This is a genomic window from Bradyrhizobium sp. 35 (assembly GCF_023073215.1).
GTDB classification, from domain to species: domain Bacteria; phylum Pseudomonadota; class Alphaproteobacteria; order Rhizobiales; family Xanthobacteraceae; genus Bradyrhizobium; species Bradyrhizobium canariense_D.
This window is the reverse complement of sequence record NZ_JADPJC010000160.1, coordinates 70877-95872: the sequence shown is the minus strand read 5'-3', so window position 1 is coordinate 95872 and position 24996 is coordinate 70877. Positions and strand designations below refer to the sequence as shown.

The 24996-nt window shown below is 63.8% G+C and carries 15 protein-coding genes; 9 read left to right on the top strand and 6 right to left on the bottom strand.

Features of this window, described 5'->3' with window-relative positions; all coding sequences use genetic code 11:
* Positions 1 to 57 precede the first annotated feature (57 nt).
* The 4 genes from IVB36_RS36270 to IVB36_RS36255 all read right to left on the bottom strand — a co-directional run bounded on the left by IVB36_RS36270 (position 58) and on the right by IVB36_RS36255 (position 5780).
* Positions 58 to 1593: a SpoVR family protein gene (locus tag IVB36_RS36270; protein ID WP_007613791.1), complete on the bottom strand. Its 1536-nt coding sequence runs from the start codon at positions 1591 to 1593 to the stop codon at positions 58 to 60.
* On the bottom strand, positions 1590 to 2867 hold the full coding sequence (locus tag IVB36_RS36265; RefSeq protein WP_026232663.1) for a YeaH/YhbH family protein: 1278 nt from the start codon (positions 2865 to 2867) through the stop codon (positions 1590 to 1592). Before IVB36_RS36265 ends, IVB36_RS36270 begins: the two co-directional genes overlap by 4 nt.
* Positions 2868 to 2886: 19 nt before the next feature.
* On the bottom strand, positions 2887 to 4830 hold the full coding sequence (locus IVB36_RS36260) for a PrkA family serine protein kinase (RefSeq protein WP_018454065.1): 1944 nt from the start codon (positions 4828 to 4830) through the stop codon (positions 2887 to 2889).
* A gap of 299 nt (positions 4831 to 5129) precedes the next feature.
* Positions 5130 to 5780 (bottom strand): hypothetical protein, encoded by a 651-nt coding sequence (locus IVB36_RS36255; RefSeq protein ID WP_085351899.1) that lies wholly within the window; start codon positions 5778 to 5780, stop codon positions 5130 to 5132.
* Between the two features lie 308 nt (positions 5781 to 6088).
* Between IVB36_RS36255 and IVB36_RS36250 the strand changes: the two genes are divergently transcribed.
* The 6 genes from IVB36_RS36250 to IVB36_RS36225 are packed head-to-tail and all read left to right on the top strand — an operon-like array spanning position 6089 to position 13600.
* Positions 6089 to 8938, top strand: a complete 2850-nt coding sequence (locus IVB36_RS36250; protein WP_247394777.1) for a bifunctional transaldolase/phosoglucose isomerase — start codon at positions 6089 to 6091, stop codon at positions 8936 to 8938.
* 13 nt (positions 8939 to 8951) lie between these two features.
* Positions 8952 to 9950, top strand: coding sequence for a phosphogluconate dehydrogenase (NAD(+)-dependent, decarboxylating) (gene gnd, locus IVB36_RS36245; protein ID WP_247295021.1), 999 nt, complete (start codon positions 8952 to 8954; stop codon positions 9948 to 9950).
* Positions 9951 to 9978: 28 nt separating this feature from the next.
* Positions 9979 to 11490 carry a glucose-6-phosphate dehydrogenase gene (gene zwf / locus IVB36_RS36240; protein ID WP_018454061.1) on the top strand — a complete coding sequence of 504 codons (1512 nt, stop codon included), beginning with the start codon at positions 9979 to 9981 and terminating at the stop codon, positions 11488 to 11490.
* Complete coding sequence (gene pgl / locus IVB36_RS36235) at positions 11487 to 12236, top strand: 6-phosphogluconolactonase (RefSeq protein ID WP_247394776.1); 750 nt, start codon at positions 11487 to 11489, stop codon at positions 12234 to 12236. Before zwf ends, pgl begins: the two co-directional genes overlap by 4 nt.
* Positions 12223 to 12753 (top strand): gluconokinase, encoded by a 531-nt coding sequence (locus IVB36_RS36230; protein WP_026232661.1) that lies wholly within the window; start codon positions 12223 to 12225, stop codon positions 12751 to 12753. Before pgl ends, IVB36_RS36230 begins: the two co-directional genes overlap by 14 nt.
* Before the next feature lie 34 nt (positions 12754 to 12787).
* Entirely contained in the window at positions 12788 to 13600 is an 813-nt protein-coding gene (locus IVB36_RS36225) for an HAD family hydrolase (protein WP_085351905.1), read from the top strand.
* Position 13601: 1 nt separating this feature from the next.
* Here IVB36_RS36225 and IVB36_RS36220 read toward each other — a convergent pair whose 3' ends face one another.
* Together IVB36_RS36220 and malQ are read right to left on the bottom strand one after the other, a co-directional pair.
* Positions 13602 to 15404, bottom strand: coding sequence for a glycoside hydrolase family 15 protein (locus IVB36_RS36220; protein WP_247295025.1), 1803 nt, complete (start codon positions 15402 to 15404; stop codon positions 13602 to 13604).
* 42 nt (positions 15405 to 15446) lie between these two features.
* Entirely contained in the window at positions 15447 to 17408 is a 1962-nt protein-coding gene (gene malQ / locus IVB36_RS36215; protein ID WP_204512130.1) for a 4-alpha-glucanotransferase, read from the bottom strand.
* Between the two features lie 204 nt (positions 17409 to 17612).
* On the opposite strand from malQ, the gene IVB36_RS36210 reads away from it, so the two are divergent.
* The 3 genes from IVB36_RS36210 to glgB are packed head-to-tail and all read left to right on the top strand — an operon-like array spanning position 17613 to position 24995.
* Positions 17613 to 19559 carry a maltotransferase domain-containing protein gene (locus IVB36_RS36210; RefSeq protein ID WP_247394773.1) on the top strand — a complete coding sequence of 649 codons (1947 nt, stop codon included), beginning with the start codon at positions 17613 to 17615 and terminating at the stop codon, positions 19557 to 19559.
* An 11-nt stretch (positions 19560 to 19570) separates the two neighbouring features.
* Positions 19571 to 22864: a maltose alpha-D-glucosyltransferase gene (gene treS, locus IVB36_RS36205; protein ID WP_085351909.1), complete on the top strand. Its 3294-nt coding sequence runs from the start codon at positions 19571 to 19573 to the stop codon at positions 22862 to 22864.
* Positions 22857 to 24995, top strand: coding sequence for a 1,4-alpha-glucan branching protein GlgB (gene glgB, locus IVB36_RS36200; RefSeq protein ID WP_018454055.1), 2139 nt, complete (start codon positions 22857 to 22859; stop codon positions 24993 to 24995). Before treS ends, glgB begins: the two co-directional genes overlap by 8 nt.
* Position 24996 lies beyond the last annotated feature (1 nt).

Genomic DNA, 24996 nt, shown 5'->3' with positions numbered 1-24996 from the left:
AGGGGCGAGGGCGCATCAACGCGCATCTCGCCGTATTGCTCCGCATAGTCAGCAGCGTCAGGCCACCGCCGAGATCGGGCGCGGGCTCACGACATATTCGCGCAGCACCTTGTCATTGGCGTCGACCTCGATCAGTGCGACGTCGTAGGTCCAGAGATCGGCCAGATGCTGGAGCACGCGCTTGGCGTCGGTCTCGTTGAGCTGCGCGCCCTTGATGACATGGTGATGCAGGATCAGCCGCCGGTCGCCGGAGAGATCGACGTCGACCACCTCAATATTCGCGTCGATGTAGCCGACATCGTGCTGCCGTGCCAGCTCGCGCCGAACGCGGCGGAAGCCCCGCTCGTCGTGAATGGCGTCGACCCGGATGCCGGCGCGTTCCTCGGGGTCATCATGCAGGTGGAACATGCGGAGGTGCCGCATCAGCTTCGGACTCAGGAACTGGGCGATGAAACTCTCGTCGCGGTAGTTGGCCCAGACGTCGCGCAGCACGCCCATCACGTCGTTCTTGCCGGCGATGTCCGGGAACCATTCGCGGTCCTCGTCTTCCGGCCTGGTGACGATGCGCTCGATGTCCTGCATCATGGCGAAGCCGAGCGCATAGGGATTAAAGCCGGAAAAGCGCTGGTCATCGAATTCGGGCTGGAACACGACATTGGTGTGCGACTGCAGGAATTCGAGGAAATTGCCGTCGCTGATGCGGCCCTGCTGATGCAGCTTGGTCATGATGCGATAGTGGACGTAGGTCGCCGTCCCCTCGTTCATCACCTTGGTCTGGCTCTGCGGATAGAAATATTGCGCGATGTGGCGGACGATGCGCAACAGCTCGCGCTGCCAGGGCGCCAGCCGCGGCGCGCTCTTCTCGAGGAAATACAGCAGGTTCTCCTGCGGCAGGCCGAGCAGCTTGCGGCGGCGTTCGATGCTGAGCGCGGACCGGGTCTTGCTCTTTCCCGCCGGCACGGTGCGCCAGAGGTCGTTGAAGACCTCCTCCTCGTGCTGGCGGCGGCGCCCTGCCCGCTTCTCTTCGGCGCGGAGGTCGAGCTTCTTCTTGCCGGGATAGCGGTCGATCCCATGCGACATCAACGCATGCGCGGCATCGAGGGTGCGCTCGACCTCCACGCGGCCGTAGCGATCCTCGCATTGCATGACGTAGTTCTTGGCGAAATCCAGATAGTCCAGGATGCCATCGGCGTCGGTCCACTGCTTGAACAGATAGTTGTTCTTGAAGAAGTGATTGTGGCCGAAGGCGGCGTGCGCGATCACCAGCGTCTGCATCGTCGCCGTGTTCTCTTCCATCAGGTAGGAGATGCAGGGCGAGGAGTTGATCACGATCTCATAGGCGAGGCCCATGAGGCCCTTGCGGTATGAGGCCTCGTGATACGCAAAGTGCTTTCCGAACGACCAGTGCTTGTAGAACAGCGGCATGCCGACCGACGAATAGGCGTCCAGCATCTGCTCCGCGGTGATGACTTCGATCTGGTTCGGATAGACGTCGAGCCCGAGATCTTTCGTCGCCACCTCCTCGCAGGCATCCGTGATGCGCTGCAAGGTGTGAAAATCCCAATCGGCGCCTTCGAACAAGCGTTCCGTCATGGAGCGGCTTTCTCCTGGGCAGTGTCGCGGCGCTGAAACAGATCGTGGAACACCGGAAAAATTTCGCTGCGCTCGCTGACCTTGCGCATCGAGAGCGGTGCGCCGCTGTTGCGCAAGCGCTCGTAGAGGGTCCAGAGCGAGGAGTCGGACAGATCGAAGGCGCTGCCGCCGGACTCGCCGACCTCGAGATAGGCGAAGAACTGGCAGACCGGCAGGATTTTGTCGGTCAGCAGCATGCCCGCGAGCTCGCCGTCGGAATAGGAATTGTCGCCGTCGGAAGCTTGCGCAGCGTAGATATTCCAGTCCGACGGGCTGAAGCGTTCGCGCACGATCTCGTGCATGGCCTGCAGCGCGCTGGAGACCAGCGTGCCGCCGGAAGCCGGGCCATAGAAGAAGGTCTGCTCATCCACCTCCTCGGCGCGATCGGTGTGGCGGATGAAGACGATGTCGACATGCTTGTAGCGGCGCTTCAGAAATACGTAGAGCAGCATGTAGAAGCGCTTGGCGAGATCCTTCATGTGCTCGGACATCGAGCCCGACACGTCCATCAGGCAGAACATCACAGCCTGGGCAACGGGCTTTGGAACCGTCTCGAAGCGGCGGTAGCGGATGTCGAGCGGATCGATGAAGGGAATGCGCTTGGATTTCGCCTTCAGTTTTTCGAGCTGGGCTAGCAGCAGCAGACGCTCGTCCTCATCTGCGCAGGCAGCGATGGCGGATTCAAGCTCTTCGATCTCCTCCTTGCTGGGACGCTTGAGCGCGATACGGCGCGCCATTGCGCGCCGAACCGTCCGGCTCACCGAGATGTTGGATGGCGAGCCCGACGTGGTGTAGCCGGCGCGCTGGATGCCCTCGCTCTCGGTCTGCGCGATCTTGCGCTTGGCGAGATCAGGAAGTTCGAGGTCATCGAGGAAGAGATCGACGAATTCGTCGCGGCTGAGCACGAAGCGGAAGGCGTCCTCGCTGTCGCCTTCGCCCGGACCGGAATCCTTGGCACTGCCCTGGCCGGAGCGCTGGAGATAGTCGCCCTCGATGAACTTCTTGTTTCCGGGCAACACCATGTCGCGCGTTCCGCCGTCGCGGCGGAAACGCGGCTCGTGCATGCCGTCGAGCGGAATGGTGACCTCGCCACCCTCCAGGACGTCCTTGATGTCGCGTTCCTGCGAGGTCTTCTTGACGGCGCCCTGCACCAGGGATTTGGCCCGACGCAAGAACCGCTGCCGGTTCTCGAGACTCTTGCCGCCTGGATTCAGGCGCCTGTCAATAATGTGAATCGGCACTTTTCCATCCGCCTCAACCGGCCTGCTTCACGCGCATGTACCATTCGACGAGCCGGCGAACCTGACGCTCGGTGTAGCCGCGCTCCACCATGCGTGCGACGAACTCGCCATGCTTCTTCTCCGTCTCGCCGTCCTTCTTCGACCCGAAGGAGATGACCGGAAGCAGGTCCTCAACCTGGGAGAATATCCGCTTTTCGATCACATCGCGAATCTTCTCGTAGGAGATCCAGGTCGGATTCTTGCCGCCGTTCTGGGCGCGCGACCGTAACGAGAATTTGACCACCTCGTTGCGGAAATCCTTCGGGTTGGCGATGCCCGCCGGCTTCTCGATTTTGGTCAGCTCCTGGTTCAAAAGCTCACGATCCAGCAGCTGGCCGGTGTCGGCGTCCTTGAAATCCTGGTCCTCGATCCAGGCATCGGCGTAGTCGACGTAGCGGTCGAACAGGTTCTGGCCGTAATCCGAGTAGGATTCGAGATAAGCCTTCTGGATCTCGTTGCCGATGAACTCGGCATAACGCGGCGCAAGGTCGGCCTTGATGAATTCGAGGTAGCGCTTCTCGACTTCCTCGGGCAGTTGCTCGCGCTTGATCGATTGCTCCAGCGCGTACATCAGATGCACGGCGTCGGCGGCGACTTCCTGCGGATCGTGGTTGAAGGTCGCAGCCAGGATCTTGAAGGCAAAGCGGGTGGAAACACCGTCCATGCCCTCGTCGACGCCGGCGGCATCGCGATATTCCTGGACGCTGCGCGCCTTCGGATCGGTCTCCTTCAGGCTCTCGCCGTCGTAGACCCTCATCTTGGCGTAGATCGTGGAATTTTCGTGCTTGCGCAGGCGCGACATCACCGAGAACCGCGCCAGCGTTTCCAGCGTCGCGGGCGCGCAAGGCGCGGCCGCGAGCTCGGAGCCCTGGATCAGCTTCTCGTAGATCTTCTGCTCCTCCGTGATCCGCAAGCAGTACGGCACCTTGATCACGCAGATGCGGTCGATGAAGGCCTCGTTGTTCTTGTTGGCCTTGAAGCTCGACCACTCGGCTTCATTGGAGTGCGCAAGGATGACGCCGGTGAAGGGGATCGCGCCGATATTCTCGGTGCCGATATAGTTTCCTTCCTGCGTCGCGGTGAGCAGCGGGTGCAGCATTTTGATCGGCGCCTTGAACATCTCGACGAACTCGAGCACGCCCTGGTTGGCGCGGTTGAGGCCGCCGGAATAGCTGTAGGCGTCGGGATCGTTCTGCGCGTAGGTTTCGAGCTTGCGGATGTCGACCTTGCCGACCAGCGAGGAAATGTCCTGGTTGTTCTCGTCACCCGGCTCGGTCTTCGCGATCCCGATCTGGCGCAGCCGCGACGGCTGGATCTTTGCAACCCGGAACTGGGAAATGTCGCCGCCGAAGGCTTCCAGCCGCTTGTAGCACCACGGGCTCATCAGGCCGGTGAGACGGCGGCGCGGAATGCCGTATTTCTCTTCCAGCATTGGGCCGAGCTGATCCGGATCGAACAGGCTGAGCGGGCTTTCGAACACGGGCGAGAGCTCGTCGCCGGCCTTGAGCACGTAGATCGGATGCACCTCCATCAGCGACTTGAGCCGCTCGGCGAGCGAGGATTTGCCGCCGCCGACCGGACCGAGCAGATACAGGATCTGCTTGCGCTCTTCGAGGCCCTGCGCCGCGTGACGGAAGAAACCGACGATGCGCTCGATGGTTTCTTCCATGCCGTAGAAGCCGGCGAAGGCCGGATAGGTGCGGATCGTGCGGTTCAAAAAAATACGGCCAAGGCGTGGGTCCTTGGCCGTGTCAATCGTCTGGGGCTCACCGATCGCTGCTAGCAGTCGTTCGGCCGCGTTTGCGTATTTCATGGGATCGCTTCGACACGATTCCAGATACTCCGCCATCGACATGTCGTGTTGGCTTCTCGCCTCGAACGACTTAGCGAAAGCGTTGAATAGAGAATCGTTGTACATGATCCCTCTCCGCGTGAGTTCCGCTACACAATTGAACGAAAGCAGCGACCGGACCGTTCCTTAGCGCCACTCTCGAATCAGCGTGAGCACATGACGATCATTCGACACCCGGGCGCCTTCTCGGCGCAACGCACAACGTAGGCACAGGGTGAGTTACGAACAGGCACCTGCCTGATATTTGAGCGAATCTTTGTCTATATTGGCTCATTTCCAGAAAATGTCACTCGCTCGCAACATCCGGGCATTACCGGGGATGCGTTCATCCGGCGCCGCATCATAGCCGTCTGCGAACGGCGATCTTATGACGCTTGTGCGGCGAAGCCTTGCGTGGCGCGTTCATCTTCCTGCTGCAATGCGGTGCGTGGACCGCCGGCGGCGTGACAGTCGCGGCAAACGCGCAGCAGTGTATCAAAATCGGTCGCCAGGCCCTCCGACCGGATGACGATGCGATCGTCCGTCACACCGCGGGCCAAGCCGCGGATGCTGCAGAGCTGCCTCTGCAAGGCCGGCGTCGGCGTCAGCACGATCACCTTGCGCCCGCGGCGTTCTTCAGCCGAAATCTCCGCGATCGAGTCCCACAGCAGAAATTCATTGCCGATGCGAAGGTCGCGAATGCCATAGGGGGTGACGATCACCACCGATGCCCGCTCGGCGGGGAGCATCCAGATCAGCCGGCCGGTCATCGCGGCGAACGCCACCACGCCGGCATAGCCGACCGTCGTGTCGTAATCGCCAAAAGCGTTCCACCAGCCCAAGGCGAGCGTTGCGCTGAGCAGCGTCATGGCGAAACCCGCAACGATCAGCAACCGCAGTTGGGTCGTACATGGACCGATTTCGAGATCGTGGGACGCATCGACGCATCCGGTCGACGTGACCGACTGGGGGCTGTCTGTGACAGCGAGCGCCAGACGGTCATGATGTGCTTGCATGCTTTCCCCCAGCATGGCCATTCGCGACCGAGCCACGATGCATCAGGCGGACCGGAATCCGCTGATGAGTACTCCACGCAGCCGCTGGCGGCGAGGCGAGGCAGCTGGCGTTACACAACAAGGGCCTAGCCGATTCCTCACGGCCAACGACCTTTTACGCAACTCGGCTCCCTCTACGCGGATCGCCATGATCGCGACGGAGTTACACTGGAGGATATGACGCCCATACCCTTGATTGGTTCCCTCAAGGAAGCATGTAAGCTAGAGGATAGCGCGTCAGGACCGGCGCGGAAACCCCTCGCCCGCAGGCTTGGAGATAAATTAGCATCATGAATCCCGTCAAAGAACTGGAAAAGCACGGACAAGCCGTCTGGCTGGACTTCCTGGCCCGCGGCTTCATCGCCAAGGGCGACCTGAAGCGGCTGATCGATACCGACGGCGTCAAGGGCGTCACCTCCAACCCCTCGATCTTCGAGAAAGCGATTGGCAGCTCGGACGAGTACGACGCGCCGATCGGCAAGGCGTTGAAGCGCGGCGATCAGTCGGTCGCCGACCTGTTCGAGGCCGTCGCGGTCGAGGACATCCAGAACGCCGCCGACGTGCTGCGTCCGGTCTATGACCGCCTCAAGGGCGGCGACGGCTATGTCAGCCTGGAAGTCTCGCCCTATCTGGCGATGGACACCGCCGGCACGGTCACCGAGGCGCGGCGGCTCTGGAAGGACGTCAACCGCAAGAACCTGATGGTGAAGGTGCCGGCGACGCCGGAGGGCCTGCCGGCGATCGAGACCCTGATCGGCGACGGCATCAGCATCAACATCACGCTGCTGTTCTCCAGGGACGTCTATCTGCAGGTTGCCGAGGCCTATATCGCCGGCCTGGAGAAATACGTCGCAGGCGGCGGCGACCCCTTGCACGTGGCGAGCGTGGCGAGCTTTTTCGTCAGCCGTATCGACTCGGTGGTCGACAAACAGCTCGACGAGAAGATCGCCCGCGCCAACGACCCGAGTGAGAAGGAACGGCTCGCCGCGCTGAAGGGCAAGGTCGCGATCGCCAATGCGAAGGTCGCCTACCAGGATTACAAGCGCCTGTTCTCAGGTCCGCGCTGGGACAAGCTCGCGGCCAAGGGCGCCAAGCCGCAGCGCATGCTGTGGGCCTCGACCGGCACCAAGAACAAGGACTACAGCGACGTCCTCTATGTCGAGGAATTGATCGGTCCCGACACCATCAACACCGTGCCGCCGGCGACACTGGATGCGTTCCGCGACCACGGCACGCCGCGGGACAGCCTGGAAGAGAATGTCGACGACGCCAGGCGCGTGCTGGAAGAACTGGAGCGCTCCGGCGTCTCGCTCGATGCTATCACCGAGGAACTCGTCAAGGACGGCGTCAAGCAGTTCGCCGACGCCGCCGACAAGCTCTATGGCGCTGTCGCCCACAAGCGCGCCACCGTGCTCGGGCCTGCGATCGACCGCCAGCTGCTCTCGCTCGGCGACGGCCTCGGCAAGGCCGTGGCCAAGAGCACCGAGGAATGGCGCGCGTCGGCAAAGATCCGCAGGCTGTGGCAACGGGACAAATCGGTCTGGACCGGCACCGACGAGGACAAATGGCTCGGCTGGCTCGACAGCGCCGCCAAGGCCGACGTCGCCGATTATGAGGATTATGCCAGCCGCGTGAAAGGCCAGAAATTCTCCGACGCCGTCGTGCTCGGCATGGGCGGGTCAAGCCTCGGGCCGGAGGTGCTGGCCGAGACCTTCGGCAAGAAGCCCGGGTTCCCGAAGCTGCACGTGCTGGATTCCACCGATCCGGCGCAGGTGCGGGCAATGGAGGCCAGGATCGACATCGCCAACACCGTGTTCATCGTCTCCAGCAAGTCCGGCGGCACCACCGAACCGAATGCGATGAAGGATTATTTCCACGAGCGCGTCGCGCAGGCGGTCGGACCGAAGGTCAAGACCGGCCGTCGCTTCATTGCGGTCACTGATCCCGGATCGTCGCTGGAGACGGCGGCGAAGACGCTAAGCTATGCGCGCATCTTCCACGGCGAGCCCTCCATCGGCGGACGCTACTCGGTGCTCTCGCCGTTCGGCCTGGTGCCGGCGGCAACCGCGGGCGTCGATATCAAGACCTTCATCAAGCACGCGCTTGCGATGGCCCGCTCCTGCGGACCGGACGTGCCGCCGGCCGAGAACCCCGGCGTGCAGCTCGGCCTTGCCATGGGCCATGCAGCGCTCGAAGGCCGCGACAAGGTGACGATCCTGTCGTCGAAGAAGATTGCCGATTTCGGCGCCTGGGCCGAGCAGCTCATCGCGGAATCGACCGGCAAGGACGGCAAGGGCCTGATCCCGATCGACGGCGAGCCGCTGGGCGAGCCGGCGGTCTACGGCAATGACCGGCTCTTCATCGACATCCGTATCGAGGGCGAAGCGGACGCCGCCCATGACTCGCAGCTTGCTGCGATCGAAGCGGCCGGCCATCCCGTCGTGCGCATCGTGATGAAGTCGATCGACCATCTCGGCCAGGAGTTTTTCCGCTTCGAGATGGCAACGGCGGTCGCGGGCAGCATCCTCGGCATCAACCCGTTCGACCAGCCGGACGTGGAAGCGGCCAAGATCAAGACCCGAGAGCTCACCGCCTCGTTCGAAAAGACCGGCGCGCTGCCGGCCGAGCAGCCGGTGGTCAGCACCACCGAGGCCGATCTCTACACCGACGAGACCAATGCCGCAGCCCTGCGCGCCGCCGGCGCCAACGGCGACCTCACCTCGTGGCTGAAGGCGCATCTGTCGCGCTCCAACCATGGCGATTATGTCGCCCTGCTCGGCTACATCGCGCGCGACAAGGCGACGATCGACGCGCTCCAGACCATGCGGCTCGAGGTGCGCGAGAAACGACACGTTGCGACCTGCGCCGAGTTCGGCCCCCGCTTCCTGCACTCGACAGGACAGGCCTACAAGGGCGGCCCCGACACCGGTGTGTTCCTCCAGATCACCGCCGACGATGCCAGGGACCTGCCGGTGCCGGGCCAGAAGGCCAGCTTCGGCGTGATCAAGGCCGCGCAGGCACGCGGCGACTTCGACGTGCTTACCGAGCGCGGCCGGCGCGCGCTGCGGGTCCACTTGAAGGGCGGGCTCAAGAAGGGTCTCGCGACGCTCAATGCGGCGCTTAACGACGCACTGAACTAAGGGAATTCCTCAAATGCAACTCGGCATGATCGGCCTCGGCCGGATGGGCGGCAATATCGTTCGCCGCCTGATGCGCCAGGGACATTCGACCGTGGTCTATGACAAGGACGCCAAGGCCGTCGCGGGCCTTGCCGCAGACGGCGCGACAGGCTCGGCGACGCTCGAAGAGTTCATTGCGAAACTGGAGCGGCCGCGCACGGCTTGGGTGATGCTGCCGGCCGGCCACATCACCGAGACCACGATCGACACGATCGCGGCTGCGATGCAGGACGGCGACGTCATCATCGACGGCGGCAACACGTTCTGGCAGGACGACGTCCGCCGCGGCAAGGCGCTGAAGGAGCGCGGCATCCACTATGTCGACGTCGGCACCTCCGGCGGCGTCTGGGGCCTCGACCGCGGCTATTGCATGATGATCGGCGGCGAGAAACAGGTGGTCGATCGGCTCGATCCGATCTTCGCCGCGCTCGCGCCCGGCGCCGGCGACATTCCGCGCACGGAGGGACGTGAGGGGCGCGATCCCCGCATCGAGCAGGGCTACATCCATGCCGGCCCCGTCGGCGCCGGTCATTTCGTCAAGATGATCCACAACGGTATCGAATACGGCCTGATGCAGGCCTACGCCGAAGGTTTTGACATCCTCAAGAACGCCAACATCGAGGCCTTGCCGGCGGATCATCGTTACGATTTCGATCTCGCCGATATCGCCGAGGTGTGGCGGCGTGGCAGCGTGATCCCGTCCTGGCTGCTCGACCTTACCTCGACCGCGCTCGCGGATAGCCCTGCACTGGCGGAGTATTCGGGTTTCGTGGAGGATTCCGGCGAAGGACGCTGGACCGTGAACGCGGCGATCGACGAGGCCGTGCCGGCCGAAGTCCTGACCGCGGCGCTGTTCGCACGTTTCCGTTCCCGCAAGGAACACACTTTCGCCGAGAAAATTCTCTCAGCGATGCGAGCCGGTTTTGGCGGCCACAAGGAGCCGAAGCAGCCGACTGCTTCGAAGCCGAAATAGCAATTAGCAGAACGAAGGCCAATAGTTCGTGACAAAAGACCCGCAAGCCAAGCGCAAGCCGGAAAATTGCGCCTTCGTCATCTTTGGTGTCACCGGCGACCTCACCCATCGGCTGGTGATGCCATCGCTCTACAATCTGGCGGCCGAGCATCTGTTACCCGAAAAGTTCTGCGTGGTCGGCGTCGCCCGCCGGGGCCAGTCGGACAACGAGCTGCGCGACAGCCTATTGAAGGGCTTGCGCCAGTTCGCGACCCGGCCGGTGGACGACGACATTGCCAAGAAGCTGCTGGAATGCGTGACCTTCGTCGAAGCCGACGCAAAGGATCCGCCATCCTTTGATCGCCTGCGCGAGCATCTGGATTCCCTGGAATGCGCGCAGGATACCGGCGGCAACCGGCTGTTCTACCTCGCGACCCCGCCGGCTGCGTTCGCGCCGACCGCGCGCGAGCTCGGCCGCACCGGCATGATGAAGGAGAACGGGGCGTGGCGGCGCCTGGTGATCGAAAAGCCGTTCGGCACCGACCTCGCCTCGGCGCGCGCGCTGAATGGCGAGCTGCTGAAGATCATGGACGAGCACCAGATCTACCGGATCGATCACTATCTCGGCAAGGAGACGGTGCAGAACATCCTGGTGCTGCGCTTTGCCAACGGCATGTTCGAGCCGATCTGGAATCGCAACCATATCGACCACATCCAGATCACGGTGGAGGAAAAGCTCGGCGTCGGCCATCGCGGCGGCTTCTACGATGCCACCGGCGCGCTGCGCGACATGGTGCCGAACCACCTGTTCCAGCTGATGTCGCTAGTCGCGATGGAGCCGCCGGCGCGTTTCGACGCCCATTCGGTGCGCTCAGAGAAGGCCGAGATTCTGACCTCGATTCAGCGCCCGAGCGAAGAGGAAGCGCTGAAGAGCTCGGTGCGCGCCCAATATCTCGCAGGGCGCATCGGCGACGATGAGATCCCGGACTATCGCAAGACCGAGGATGTCAAACCCGGCAGCACTACCGAGACCTATGTCGCGCTGAAGCTGATGATCGACAATTGGCGCTGGGCCGGCGTGCCGTTCTATTTGCGGACCGGCAAGGCGCTCGGCCACAAGCGCACCGAGGTGGCGATCAAGTTCAAGCAGGCACCGTTGTCGATGTTCTCAGGCACCGCTGTCGATCGCCTCTCCCAAAACTTCCTCACGATCGGCATCGCACCCACCGAGACCATCGAGCTCCAGTTCAACGCCAAGATCCCGGGGCCGAGCGTCACCATCGACGGCGTCGAGATGAAGTTCCGCTATGGCGACTATTTCCGGGCCGATCCCTCGACCGGCTACGAGACGCTGATCTACGACTGCATGATCGGCGACAACATCCTGTTCCAGCGCGCCGACGGCATCGAAGCCGGATGGGAGGCGGTGCAGCCGTTCCTTGACGCCTGGAAGAACGCGGGCAGCAACGGCATCGAAACCTATCAAGCCGGCAGCGACGGCCCCGCCTGCGCCGATGAATTGCTCCGCCGCGACGGCCGAAGCTGGCGTAAGTTTTCGTGACGGCGGCGAGACAGCCGAAGCTGATCGTCGAGGCCGACGCCGAGGCTCTCGCGCGAGGCGCGGCCGAACGGGTGATGGCGCAAATCGCGGCCAATCCCGGGCGCATTGCGATCTGCCTGACCGGCGGCTCCAGCCCGAAGAGGCTCTACCAGCTGCTGGGCAGCGAGGCCTGGCGCGAAAAAATCCCGTGGGAGCGCGTGCACTGGTTCATCGGTGACGAGCGCTTCGTGCCCGAAAGCGATCCCCTCAACAACATGGCGGTCGCGCGCGCGACCTTTCTCGATCGCAACGCGCCCTCCGGCCATGTTCACCCGATCCCGACGACGGCTGACGACCCTGATCAGAGCGCCGAGGCCTATGCGCGCGAGCTGCAGTCTTTCTACGGCGCGGAAAGCCTGGATCCGGCACGGCCGCTGTTCGACATGGTCTTGATGGGCGCGGGGCCGGACGGCCACACGGCTTCGCTCTTCCCGGGCTACCCCGCGATCGAGGAGACGGGACGCTGGGTGGTCGGCGTCCCCAAGGCCAATGTTGCCCCCTTAGTGCCGCGGGTCTCGCTCACCCTGCCCGCACTGGCGTCCTGCCGCGAAATGCTGTTCGAGATAGCGGGGCACGACAAGCAGCCGATCTTGACGCGCCTGCTCAATGGCGAGACTCTGCCGGCTGTACGCGCGCGCTCGAATGGCGAGACCGTCTGGCTGGTCGACCGGGCCGCGCTTCCGGAGGGAATTCGTGGCCGGCGTTGAAGCACCTTGTGCATTGATCGTGATGGGCGTGTCGGGCTCGGGCAAGAGCACGGTTGCAAAAGCGCTCGGCGAGCGCCTCGGCTGGCGTTTCGAGGACGGCGACAGCTTTCATCCCGCCAGCAATGTCGAGAAGATGCGGGCCGGCCATCCCCTCACCGACGAGGACCGCTGGCCCTGGCTCAACGCCATTGCCGACGAGATCGCGAGGGTCTGTGACAAGGGCGAGCACGTCATCATCGCCTGCTCGGCGCTGAAGCATACTTATCGGGACGTGCTCCTGCGCGGACGCGACGACGTCCGCTTCATCTTCCTGAGGGGCACGAAGGAGCTGATCGCCGCACGCCTGGCGCAACGTAAGGGGCACTTCATGCCGCCCGGCCTGCTGACGAGCCAGTTCAACACGCTGGAGCCGCCGGAGGCTGGCGAGCACGTGATCACAGTCTCGATCGACGAATCCGTGGAAGCGATCGTAGACGGCGCGGTGCGGCAGTTGAAACTGGGCGGCGCGAAACGCTGAGGCCAAACACCCAAGAAACACCCAAGGGACCGTCATGACAAAAATCTCGCTCGTCGTCTCCGACGTCGACGGTACGCTGCTGACCAAGGACAAGACGCTGACCGACCGCGCGAGGTCCGCGGTTCAGCGTCTGCACCAGGCCGGCATCGGCTTCACGATTACGTCGAGCCGCCCCGCGATCGGCATGCGTTTCCTGATCGAACCGCTGGCGCTCTGGCTGCCGGTCGGCCCGTTCAACGGCTCCTCGATCGTCGACCCCGAGATGAATCCGGTCGAACAGCATCTCATCCCCGCCGCGGCGGCCGAGCGAAGCTTGCAAATTCTGCGGGACTTCGGCGCCGACATCTGGCTGTTCACCACCGACAAATGGCTGATCGACAAGCCTGATGGCCAATACGTGGCACATGAGCAGCACACCATCCGCTCCGACCCGACCATCGTGACGGATTTCTCGCCGTATCTCGCGAGCGCCTGCAAGATCGTCGGGGCCAGCGCCGATGCAGCCGGCCTCGAAGCTTGCGAGAAGGCGATGCAGAAGGCGCTCGGCAGCGAGGCGATGGCGGTGCGCTCGCAGACCTATTACCTCGACATCACCCCGCCCGGCTTCGACAAGGGCACATTCGTGCAAGCCATGGCCAAGCGCCTCGGCATTTCAACGGACGCGGTCGCCACCATCGGCGACATGCAGAACGACCTCGCGATGTTTCGCGTCAGCGGCGTTTCGATCGCAATGGGCAATGCGGCCGACAACGTCAAGGACCAGGCCACCCACGTCACCGCGACCAACGAGCACGACGGTTTTGCGGAAGCGATGGAGATGATTTTGAAGCGGAACGAGGTCGCCTAGGTCACTGCTTCGACCGCTGCATTGCAGGCTTCTTGCTGCCCTGCCTTGCGGCCGACAGGTTATGCGCGGTGTTGACCAGCGCGATATGAGTCAGCGCCTGCGGGAAATTGCCGGTCTGACGCCTGGCGCCTGAATCATATTCCTCGGCCAGCAGTCCCACATCATTCGCGACACCGACCACGCGATCGAACAAGGCTTGCGCCTTGTCGAGATCGCCCGCCAGTACATGGGCATCGGCCAGCCACAGGCTGCAGGCGAGGAAGGCGCCCTCGATCGGCTGCTTCTCCTCGGACACTTCGCGCGGATCGTGCCGCAGCACAAAGCCGTCAGGCATCATGTGCTTTTCCATCGCCGCGATGGTGCCGCGAATGCGCGGATCCGACGCTTCCAGGAAGCCAACGGACGGCAGCAGCAGCACGCTGGCATCGAGCAGCTTCGAGCCGTAGGACTCCACGAAGGCATTCTCCTCCGCGTCGAAGCCCCGGTTGCAGACGTCGCGATGAATGGCGTCGCGCAAGGTGCGCCAGTGCAGCAGCGGCGCCTTGAAGCCGAAGGTCTCGGCGCTCTTGATGCCGCGGTCGAAGGCGACCCAGGTCATCACCTTGGAGAAGACATAGTGCTTCGGCTGTCCGCGCCGCTCCCAGATGCCGTGATCGGGCTGGTCCCAGACTTCGGCGAGATGCTTGAGCACGGCGCATTCCAGCGCCCAGCTCTCGTCGTCGAGCTTGAGCTTGGCCATCCGCGATTGGTGGAAGGCGTCGATCAGTTCGCCGTAGACGTCGAGCTGGAGCTGCGCATGCGCGGCATTGCCGACGCGCACCGGCTGTGCGCCCTCGTAGCCATCGAGCCAACCGGCCTCCCATTCCAGCAGCCGCCGCTGGCCCCAGATGCCGTACATGATCTGCATGTTCGCCGGTGAGCCTGCCGCCGCACGCAACAGCCAATTGTGCCAGGCCGAGGCTTCCTCGGTGTAACCCGAGTTCATCAGCGCCAGCAGCGTGAAGGTGGCATCGCGCAGCCAGCAGAAGCGGTAGTCCCAATTCCTGGCGCCGCCGAGCTTCTCCGGCAACGAGGTGGTCGGCGCCGCGACGATGCCGCCGGTCGGAGCGAAGGTCAGCGCCTTGAGTGTGATCAGCGAGCGCACGATCAGGTCGCGATAGTCGCCATCGCGATTGCAGTGGCTGCACCAGTCCTGCCAGAATTTCTCGGTCTCCTTGAGTGCGACCTCCGGATCGATTGGCGCGGGCGGCTCGAGATGCGAGGGGCCGTAGGTCAGCACGAACGGCACGGTCTCGCCGGCCTTCACCTCGAAATCGGAAACCGTGGTCAGATCCTCGCCTCGGGTCTTGGCCGGTGTCCGCAGCACAGTCATGTCCTGCCCGGCGACCGCCAGCAGGGAATGATCGATCCGCCGCACCCAAGGGATGTCGACGCCGAAGCCGAAGCGGATGACGAGTTCCATCCGCATCTTCACCGTGCCGCTGACACCGCGGACCAGCCGCACGATGTCGGAGGCCTTGCCGCGCGGCGGCATGAAGTCGATCAGCGCAACGGTGCCGCCGTCAGTCTCAAAGCGCGTTTCGAGGACGAGGGTGTCGCCGAGATAGCGGCGCGACGTGGCGGTGACGCCCTCGTCCGGCGCGATCAGCCAGCGGCCGTTCTTGTGCGTGCCGAGGAGCGCTGCAAAACAGGCGTCGGAATCGAAGGCCGGCCAGCACAGCCAGTCGATCGAGCCGTTGCGGCCGACCAGCGCCGCGGTCTCGCAGTCGCCGATCAGCGCATAATCTTCAATCCTCTGAGACAATGTCGTGCGAGCCTCGAAAACGACGTCCGGAGACCCCGGCGATCAACGCCCGCCGGGTAACGAGCGTTCCCGTGTCGCGGCCTTCAAGGCTGCGACATCGACCTTCGAAACGATCTTGTCGAGCGTCACAGGCAGGCGCTGGCGCCAGTTCGGATGCTCGTCAATCGTACCGGGAATGTTGGGCTGGTCGATCACGCCGAGCAGATCCTCCAGCGACACCGCAAGCAGCCGCGACGGCGTGCGCGACAGGAAGGCGAGCACCGAATAGACATCATTGGCACGGATGCCGTTGGCACGCAGGATCTCGTCGAGCAGGCCGAGCGCATCCCAGCGGGCCTGATCGTTCTCGCCCGGATCGAGCCCGAGCGAGCGCTTCATCCTGAGATCGCTGAAAGAGCGCCAGCCGGCATAGGTCGACAGATCATGCGTGTTCAACGTCACCAGCGCGTTGGGCCGGTAGTGATCGACGGGCCGGAAGTGACCGGCATCGTCGCGCTCGAACATCATGACGAGGTAGGACCAGATGCCGAAATCCTGCATGGTCTCGCGAAAACCTTCCGGCACCGTGCCGAGGTCCTCGCCGATCACAATGCACTTATGGGCCGCGCTCTCCCGCGCCACGGTCGCCAGCAGCGCCTCGAACGGCATCTGCACATAGGCGCCGTTGTCGGGCTTGAAGCCGCGCGGCACCAGATAAAGCCGCTTCAAGCCGAGCACGTGATCGAGACGGATGGCTCCGGAATGGCGCATCGAAGCCGCGAGCATATCGGCGAATGGCACGAAGGATTGCGCCTCCAGGCCGCCGGCATTGAAGCCGGCCAAGCCCCAATCCTGGCCAATGGTATTGAGCACGTCCGGCGGCGCGCCGACGGCGAGATGACGGGAGATCGCCCCCTGTTCGTTCCAAGCATCGAAGCCGTTCGACTGCACGCCGACGGCAACGTCAAGATAGAGCCCGACCCGCATGCCGAGCTGGCCGGCCAGCTCCTTGGCCGCATGCAACTGGCTATCGGCGGTCCATTGCACGAATTCGACGAACTCGACCTCGTGCTTGTCCGGGCCGTTGCGCAGCTCGGCGCATTTCGTCTCATCCGGCTGTTGCCATTCCTGCGGCCATTCCCACCACGGCGCCGCAAAGCGATGGCGTAGCACCTCGAAGCAGGCAAAACGGGACAACAGCGGCGCGCGAGCCGCCCGGAAGGCGTCGAACTGGTTGCGGCGGACGCCGCTCGCGGTTTTCACGAAGCTGTCGAAGGCGGCACGCAAGGCCAACCATTTCAAGGCCGCCATGTCCGGATAGGGCACACGATCACCGTCGCGGAGCCGCGCGGCGGTCGCGGCCGCATCGGGGACGAGGTCGGGGGAAAATTCCGGGATCGCCTCGACGTCGATATAGAGCGGATTCAGAAACAGCCGGCTGTTCGGCGAATAGGGGCTGCAATCGGCCGGATGGTCATCGAACAACACATGCAGGGGATTGAGCCCGACGCCGTCGGCGCCCAACTGCTTCGCGAGCCGGACCAGACCGGCGAGGTCGGTGAAATCGCCGATGCCCCAATTGCGGTCCGAGCGGACGCTGTAGAGCTGCACGGCAAGCAGCCAGCCCCGGTCGAAATCGCCGCCGAAGGCCCGCTCCGGCGCCACGATCATCGGCACCTCTTCCGTCACGCCTCCGGCATCCGTCAGCGTCAGCCGGTGATAGCCGAGCGGCAGGCCGGCCGGCCAGGCAATCACGGGCTCGCGCGTCTCACCTTGCGCGATCAAATTGCCGTTGCCGGTCATCTTCCATTTGAGCGGCGGCGCACCGATCGTCACCAATTCGGTGCGCGGATGGCCCAAGGCGCGTACCACCACAGGCCCGCTGACGAAGCGGTAAACCCGCTTTTCCGGCAAGGCGTCGAGGATGGATTTGAGGGCCACGGGATCGGTGACCCGCAGCTTTCCGAGGGCATCGACGAATTCGGATTGAACGCCCTTGATCCGGGCTTGAGCTAAAAGATCCATTCGGCACGCAGCTTGCAGGCCATTTTGTGGCCGGGGGCATCGATTTTAACGAGGTCGCGGAAGAAGTTAGTCAGGGTTAACTCGCGAGCCGCGCCTGCCGTTCCCCAGGGAACCAATGACACACAAGCGGCTTTCTATAGTGGTATCAAGCGTAGGTTCCCGGCAAGGGAAACGGGCTCCTGCTTTCTTGTCAATGGCATCACCGTGAACAAGACAATTCAAACTGTCGAGAGTGCCGCAGCCGGCAGCACTTTCCTCATCGAGGACGTCTATCCCCTGATCGACGGCGGGCGCTTCCCCGTGAAGCGGATCGCGCGCGAACCGGTCGAGGTCTGGGCCGACATCTACCGGGACGGCGACGCCGTGATCGGCGCAGCGCTGATCTGGCGACAGGAGCAGGACCGCGAATGGCAGAGCGAGCCGATGATCCCTCACGGCAATGACCGCTGGTTCGGCGCGTTCACACCCGTCGAGCCCGGCAAATATGTCTATGCGATCGAAGCCTGGACCGACGAATTCGCCACCTGGTCGCACGCGGTCGCGCGCAAGCAGCGCTCCGGTGCCGACGTCACGCTCGATGCGATCGAGGGCGCCGGCCTTTTGACCAAGGCGCATGGCGCGCAGCAGGACGCCGCCGCCGTCATCGTCAGGCGATGCGAGGACTATCTTCAGACCGGCGACGTTGCCCCGCTGCTAGCAACCGAGCTCGGCGCAGCCATGGCCGAGAGCCAGTTGCGGCCTGATCTCACGCGCTCGGCGCTATTCCCACTGTTCGTCGACCGCGACAAGGCACGCTTCGGCGCCTGGTATCAGATGATGCCGCGCAGCCAGAGCGTGGTGCCAGGACAGCATGGCACGCTTCGCGACTGCATCGCGCGCGTGCCCGACATCGCCGCGATGGGCTTTGACGTGCTGTACTTCACGCCGATCCATCCCATTGGCCGCACCCGGCGCAAGGGCCGCAACAACATGCCGGTGGCGGGCGACGGCGATCCCGGCTCGCCTTATGCGATCGGCGCCATCGAGGGCGGGCACGACGCGCTGCACCCCGAACTCGGCACGATCGAGGATTTTCGCGCGCTGGTCGCGACCTGCCTGGAATACGGCCTCGAACTCGCGCTCGACTTCGCCGTGCAATGCTCGCCGGACCACCCGTGGCTGACGCAGCATCCGGAATGGTTCAAATGGCGCCCGGATCGGTCGGTGCGGACGGCTGACGGGCCCTATTCCGATATCGTCATCCCCGATTTCGCGTCCGTCGACCGGGCTGGACTGTGGAACGCGTTTCGCGACGCCATGCTGTTCTGGATCGACCACGGCGTCACCATCTTCGCCATCGACAATCACGACACCGCGCCGCTCGCCTTCTGGGAGTGGCTGATCCGTGACATCCGCCGCCGGCATCCCGAGGTGATCCTGTTTTCCAAGACGTTCGCGCGCCCGAAGCTGATGAAGGGCCTCGCCAAGCTCGGCTTTGCGCAATCGTTCAGCTATTTCCCCTGGCGCACGGCGAAGTGGGAGCTGGAGCAATATCTCGGCGAGCTGACGCGCTATCCCGAACGTGACTTCTATCGGCCGAACCTGTTCGTGAATACGCCCGATCTTTTGCCCTATCATCTCCAGGGCGGCGAGACATGGGCGTTCAAATCGCGCGTCGCGCTGGCGGCGACGCTGTCCGGCAATTACGGCGTCTACAGCGGGTTCGAGCTGCTGGAGCACGACGCGATCCCCGGCCGCGAGGAATATCTCAACTCCGAGAAATACCAGATCAAGCAGCGCGACTGGAACAAGCCCGGCCACATCAAGGCCTACATCACGGAGATCAATCGCATCCGCAACGAGAATGCTGCGCTTCAGCAGACGGCGAACCTGCGCTTCCTCGGCATCGAAGACGGCGAGACGATCGCCTTCGTCAAGGAAGCGACCGACCCGGCCAACATCGTCGTGGCCGTGGTTGCGCTCTCGTGCCACGTGCGCGAATTCTGGTTGCCGCTCGGCGACGTCACGGTTGACGCCGGCGGGCAGCGACACCATGTGTCGGCACTCGAAAACCTCCTCACCGGCGAACAGGCCCGCATCGAATGGGGCGGGATCAGGTTGCGTATCGATCCCGAGCGCGATCCGGCGCTGCTGTTCCGCTGCCTGGCGTAAGGGCGCACGCCATGAACGTATTGTCTTCCGTCGACACCAAGAAAGCCGAGGCTGCCGAGATCGTGGACGAGCTCTGGTACAAGGACGCCATTATCTATCAGCTTCACGTCAAGGCGTTTGCCGATAGCAACAATGACGGCATCGGCGACTTCGCCGGGCTGACCGAGAAGCTGCCCTATCTCCAGGAGCTCGGCGTCACCGCGCTCTGGCTGCTGCCGTTCTATCCCTCGCCCGGCCGCGACGACGGCTACGACATCGCCGACTACGGTTCGGTCAATCCCGATTTCGGGACGATGAAGGATTTCAAGCGCTTCATCCAGGAGGCCCAGAAGCGAGGCTTGCGCGTCATCACCGAGCTCGTCGTCAACCACACCTCGGACCAGCACAATTGGTTCAAGCGTGCTCGCCGCAGCCCGGCAGGCTCGAGCGCCCGCAACTGGTATGTCTGGAGCGACACCGACCAGAAATACCAGGGCACCCGTATCATCTTCACCGACACGGAGAAGTCGAACTGGACCTGGGATCACGAGGCCGGCGCGTTCTACTGGCACCGCTTCTTCTCGCACCAGCCGGATCTCAATTTCGACAATCCGCGCGTCGTCAGCGCGCTGATCCAGGTGATGAAGCGCTGGCTGGATGCCGGCGTCGACGGCTTCCGTCTGGACGCCATTCCCTATCTCTGCGAGCGCGAAGGCACCTCGAACGAGAACCTCCCCGAGACGCATGCCATCATCAAGCGGCTCCGCCACGAGCTGGATTCCTACTCCAAGGGCAAGCTGCTGCTGGCCGAGGCCAATCAATGGCCGGAGGACGTGCAGGAATATTTCGGCCGCGGCGACGAGTGCCACATGGCCTACCACTTCCCGCTGATGCCGCGCATCTACATGGCGATCGCCCAGGAGGACCGTTTCCCGATCACCGACATCCTGCGCCAGACGCCGGATATTCCGGCGAGCTGCCAATGGGCGCTGTTCCTGCGCAACCATGACGAGCTGACGCTGGAGATGGTGACCGACGTCGAGCGCGACTATCTGTGGACCACCTACGCCAACGATCCGCGCGCCCGCATCAATGTCGGCATCCGCCGGCGCCTCGCGCCGCTGATGGACAACGACCGGCGCAAGATCGAGCTGATGAACTCGCTGCTGCTGTCCTTCCCCGGCACGCCGATCATCTACTACGGCGACGAGATCGGGATGGGCGACAACATCTATCTCGGCGACCGCAACGGCGTGCGCACGCCGATGCAGTGGAGCCCGGACCGCAACGGCGGCTTCTCGCGCTGCGACCCGGCCCGCCTCTACGCGCCGCTGATCATGGATCCGGTCTACGGCTATGAATCGGTGAACGTGGAGGCGCAGTCGCGCAGCCTGTCCTCGCTGCTCAGCGCGACCAAGCGTCTGATCTCGGTGCGCAAATCGACGCTCGCCTTCGGCCGCGGCACCATGACCTTCATCCGCCCGGCCAACCGCGCCGTGCTGGCCTATGTCCGGCAGTACCGCGACGAGGTGATCCTCTGCGTCGCCAATCTGTCGCGCGCGGCCCAGGCGACCGAGCTCGATCTGTCGCCCTGGAAGGACCGCATCCCGCAGGAGATGCTCGGCCGCACGCGTTTTCCGGCGATCGGCGAACTGCCCTACATGGTCACGCTGGGGCCCTATGGCTTCTACTGGTTCCAGCTCACCGAGCGCGACAAGTCCGAGCCGGTGACGCCGCGCGCAGTGCCCGAATTCGAGACGCTGGTGGTGCCGGTGAACTCGACCTGGGTGTCGCTGGCGCGCGAGCGCGGCGTGTTCGAGCACGAGGTGCTGCCGGGATTCCTGTCGCGCACGCGCTGGTATCCGGAGCACAATCCCAAGCACATCAAGCCGACGCTGACCTCGGCGGTGCCGTTCTGCGACATCGGCGACAACAGGCCCTGGATCGCGTTCTTCGAGGCGGCGCAGGGCGACGTCACCACGCGCTACGTGCTGCCGATGCAGATCGAATGGGTGCGCTTCGACCGCGAACGCTTCAATCCCAGGGCGCTCGCCGCCGTGCGTCAGGGGGCCCGCGAAGGGACGCTGCTGGACGTGGCAACCGAGCAGATCTTCATCGGCCTGTTCCTGCGCAATCTGTCGCAGAACCTGGTGGTGGAAGAAAACAATCTGCGGCTGGAGTTCAAGGCGACCAGCCGGTTTGCCGAGTACACCATCAAGGAGCCCGAACGCATCCGCACGATCGAGCAGTCGAACAGCACCGCGCTGGTCGACAACCAGTATGTCGCCAAGATCTATCGTCAGCTCGAAGCCGGCATCAATCCCGAGATCGAGATCGGCTCCTACCTCACCGAGATCGCCCGCTTTGCCAATACGCCGGCACTGCTCGGCAGCGTCGAGCTGGTCGAAGACGACCGTCGCAGCGCAGTCGGCGTGCTGCACGCCTATGTCGAGAACCAGGGCGACGGCTGGGGCGTCACCGCGGGCTATCTCGACCGCTATATCGACGAGCAACGGGTGCTGCCACCGGGCGAGATGCCCCGCGAGACCCAGGAGCAAGCGCCCTATCTGCACTTCATTACGCAGATCGGCCGACGGCTCGCCGAGCTGCATGTGGCTCTGGCCGCTGCAAAGCCCGGAGATCTCGCGCCGGAGCCCATTGGCTCCGCACACGTCAAGCGCTGGTCATCCGAGCTCGAGACACGGGCCGAGCGGGTTTTCGAGCGGCTGGCCGCCAGCACCGACCGCCTGCGGGAGGTGGACCGACCGCTGATCAATCAGCTCGCCGCGGAGCGCGCGACCCTGTCCGGCCGGCTCAACGCGCTCTTACCTTCCGAGCTCGGCGGGTTGAACATCCGTCATCATGGCGATTTCCGCCTCGGGCAAACTCTGATTGTGAAGGACGATATCTTCATCATCGACTTCGACGGAGATCCGCGTTTGCCGCTGGCCGACAAGCGGCGCAAGCTGCCTGCGGCGCGTGACGTTGCCGGCCTGATCCGCTCGATTGATCTTTCGGTTAACGCGGCGCTTCACCGCGCGCTCACGGGCGCCTCCGACGAACAGGGCCGTCTCACGGCAGCGCTCGACGAATGGCGCGAGCGCACCACCGCGACGTTCCTCACCGCCTACCGCGAAGCCATGACCGATCGGCGGCTGTGGCCGGAAGATCCGCAATCTGCGGCTGGCCTGTTAAGGTTTTTCCTGCTTGATCAAGCGTTCGAGGAAGTAGAGTACGAGCTGTCCCACCGGCCTGAGGGGCTCCATGCGCCGCTGTCCGGACTGCTTCGCATTCTGTCCAGTATCGAGAGCGAAGCCCATGCCTAAACTCCCTGCCGAGGCCTATGCGATCATCGAGGGTCGCCACTCCGATCCGTTCCACTATCTCGGGCTGCATCCCGAGGGCGACAAGAGCGTGGTGCGCGCGTTTCTTCCCGATGCTTCCAACGTCGAGGCGGTGGGCGAGCACGGCGAGGTGGCGAAGCTCGATCGCGTCCATGATGCCGGCCTGTTCATCGGAGCTCTGCCGAACGGCGCGAAGCACTACCAGCTCCGCGCGAAGTTCGGCGACAACGTCATCGAATTCGAGGACACCTATCGCTTTCCGCCGATCCTGACCGATTTCGACCTCTATCTGCTTGGCGAAGGCACCCACCAGCGCCTTTACGACAAGCTCGGCGCGCATCCGATGCGGCTCGAAGGCATCGATGGCATCGGCTTCGTGGTGCTGGCGCCCAACGCCCGGCGCGTCTCCGTGGTCGGCGATTTCAATTTTTGGGACGGACGGCGCCATCCGATGCGGGTGCGCGGCGCGGGTTATTGGGAATTGTTCATCCCGCACGCCAAGGCCGGCGACCACTACAAGTTCGAAATTATCGGACCGCATGGCCATCTGCTTCCGCTGAAGTCCGATCCGATGGCTTTTGCAAGCGAGGTGCGCCCGAAGACCGCTTCTATCGTGTTCGACGAAGCACATCTGCCCCGGCCGCGACCGGCGCCCGACGGCATCAACGCGTTGTCCGCGCCGATGTCGATCTACGAGGTCCATCTCGGCTCATGGCGGCGCAAGAACGGCAATGAATGGCTGACCTATCGCGAGCTGGCCGAGCAGCTGCCGGCCTACGCCCGCGACATGGGCTTCACCCATCTCGAATTCCTCCCCGTCAGCGAGCATCCTTTCGACGGCTCGTGGGGCTATCAGCCGACGGGGCTGTATGCGCCGACCAGCCGCTTCGGCACGCCGGAGGATTTTGCCGCGCTGGTCGATGCCTGCCACCGCGAGGGCGTCGGCGTGCTGCTCGACTGGGTGCCCGGCCACTTCCCGGACGATCCGCACGGGCTCGGCAGCTTCGACGGCACAGCGCTGTACGAGCACGCCAATCCGCTCCAGGGCCGGCATCTCGATTGGGGCACGCTGATCTACAATTACGGCCGCACCGAAGTGACGAACTTCCTGGTCTCGAACGCGCTGTTCTGGCTCGAGCGCTACGCGATCGACGGACTGCGCGTCGATGCCGTCGCGTCCATGCTCTACCTCGACTACAGCCGTCCGCCCGGCGCGTGGATTCCGAACCAGCATGGCGGCCGGGAGAACATCGAGGCGATCGCGTTCCTGCGCCGCTTCAACACCGAGCTGTTCGCGCGTTTCCCGCAGGCGACCACGGCCGCCGAAGAGTCCACCGCCTGGCCGCAGGTCTCGCGCCCGGTCGAATTCGGAGGGCTCGGCTTCGGCTACAAGTGGAATATGGGCTGGATGCACGACACGCTGAACTACATCAGCAAGGACCCGATCCACCGCAAGCATCATCACGGCGACATCCTGTTCGGCCTGCACTACGCCTTCTCGGAGAACTTCGTCCTGCCGCTGTCGCACGACGAAGTCGTGCACGGCAAGCGCTCTATCCTCGGGCGCATGCCCGGCGACGAATGGCAGCGCTTCGCGAATTTGCGCGCCTATTACAGCTTCATGTTCGGCCATCCCGGCAAGAAGCTGCTGTTCATGGGCGCCGAGATCGCGCAAAGCCGAGAATGGAATCACGACCAATCGCTCGACTGGCACTTGCTCGAGTACAAGCCCCATTCAGGCATCCAGGCGTTGATCCGCGATCTCAACCGGCTCTATCGCGCGGTGCCCGCCCTGCACCAGATGGACTGCGAGCAGGCCGGCTTCGAATGGCTGATCACCGACGACGCCAACCGCAACGTGTTCGCCTGGCTGCGCAAGGGATTTGACGAGCACGCCCGGTGCATGGTGATCGTCAACTTCTCACCCAATGTCTATCGCAATTACCGCGTTCGCGCGCCGTTCGGTGGCAAGTGGAAGGAAGTGTTCAACTCGGACTCCGCTCATTACGGCGGCAGCAATGTCGGCAACATCGGCGAAGTCCACGCCGTCAATGGCGAGCTCCGCCTCACCATTCCGCCGCTCGCCGCGATCTTCCTCGTTCCGGAAAGCTGAA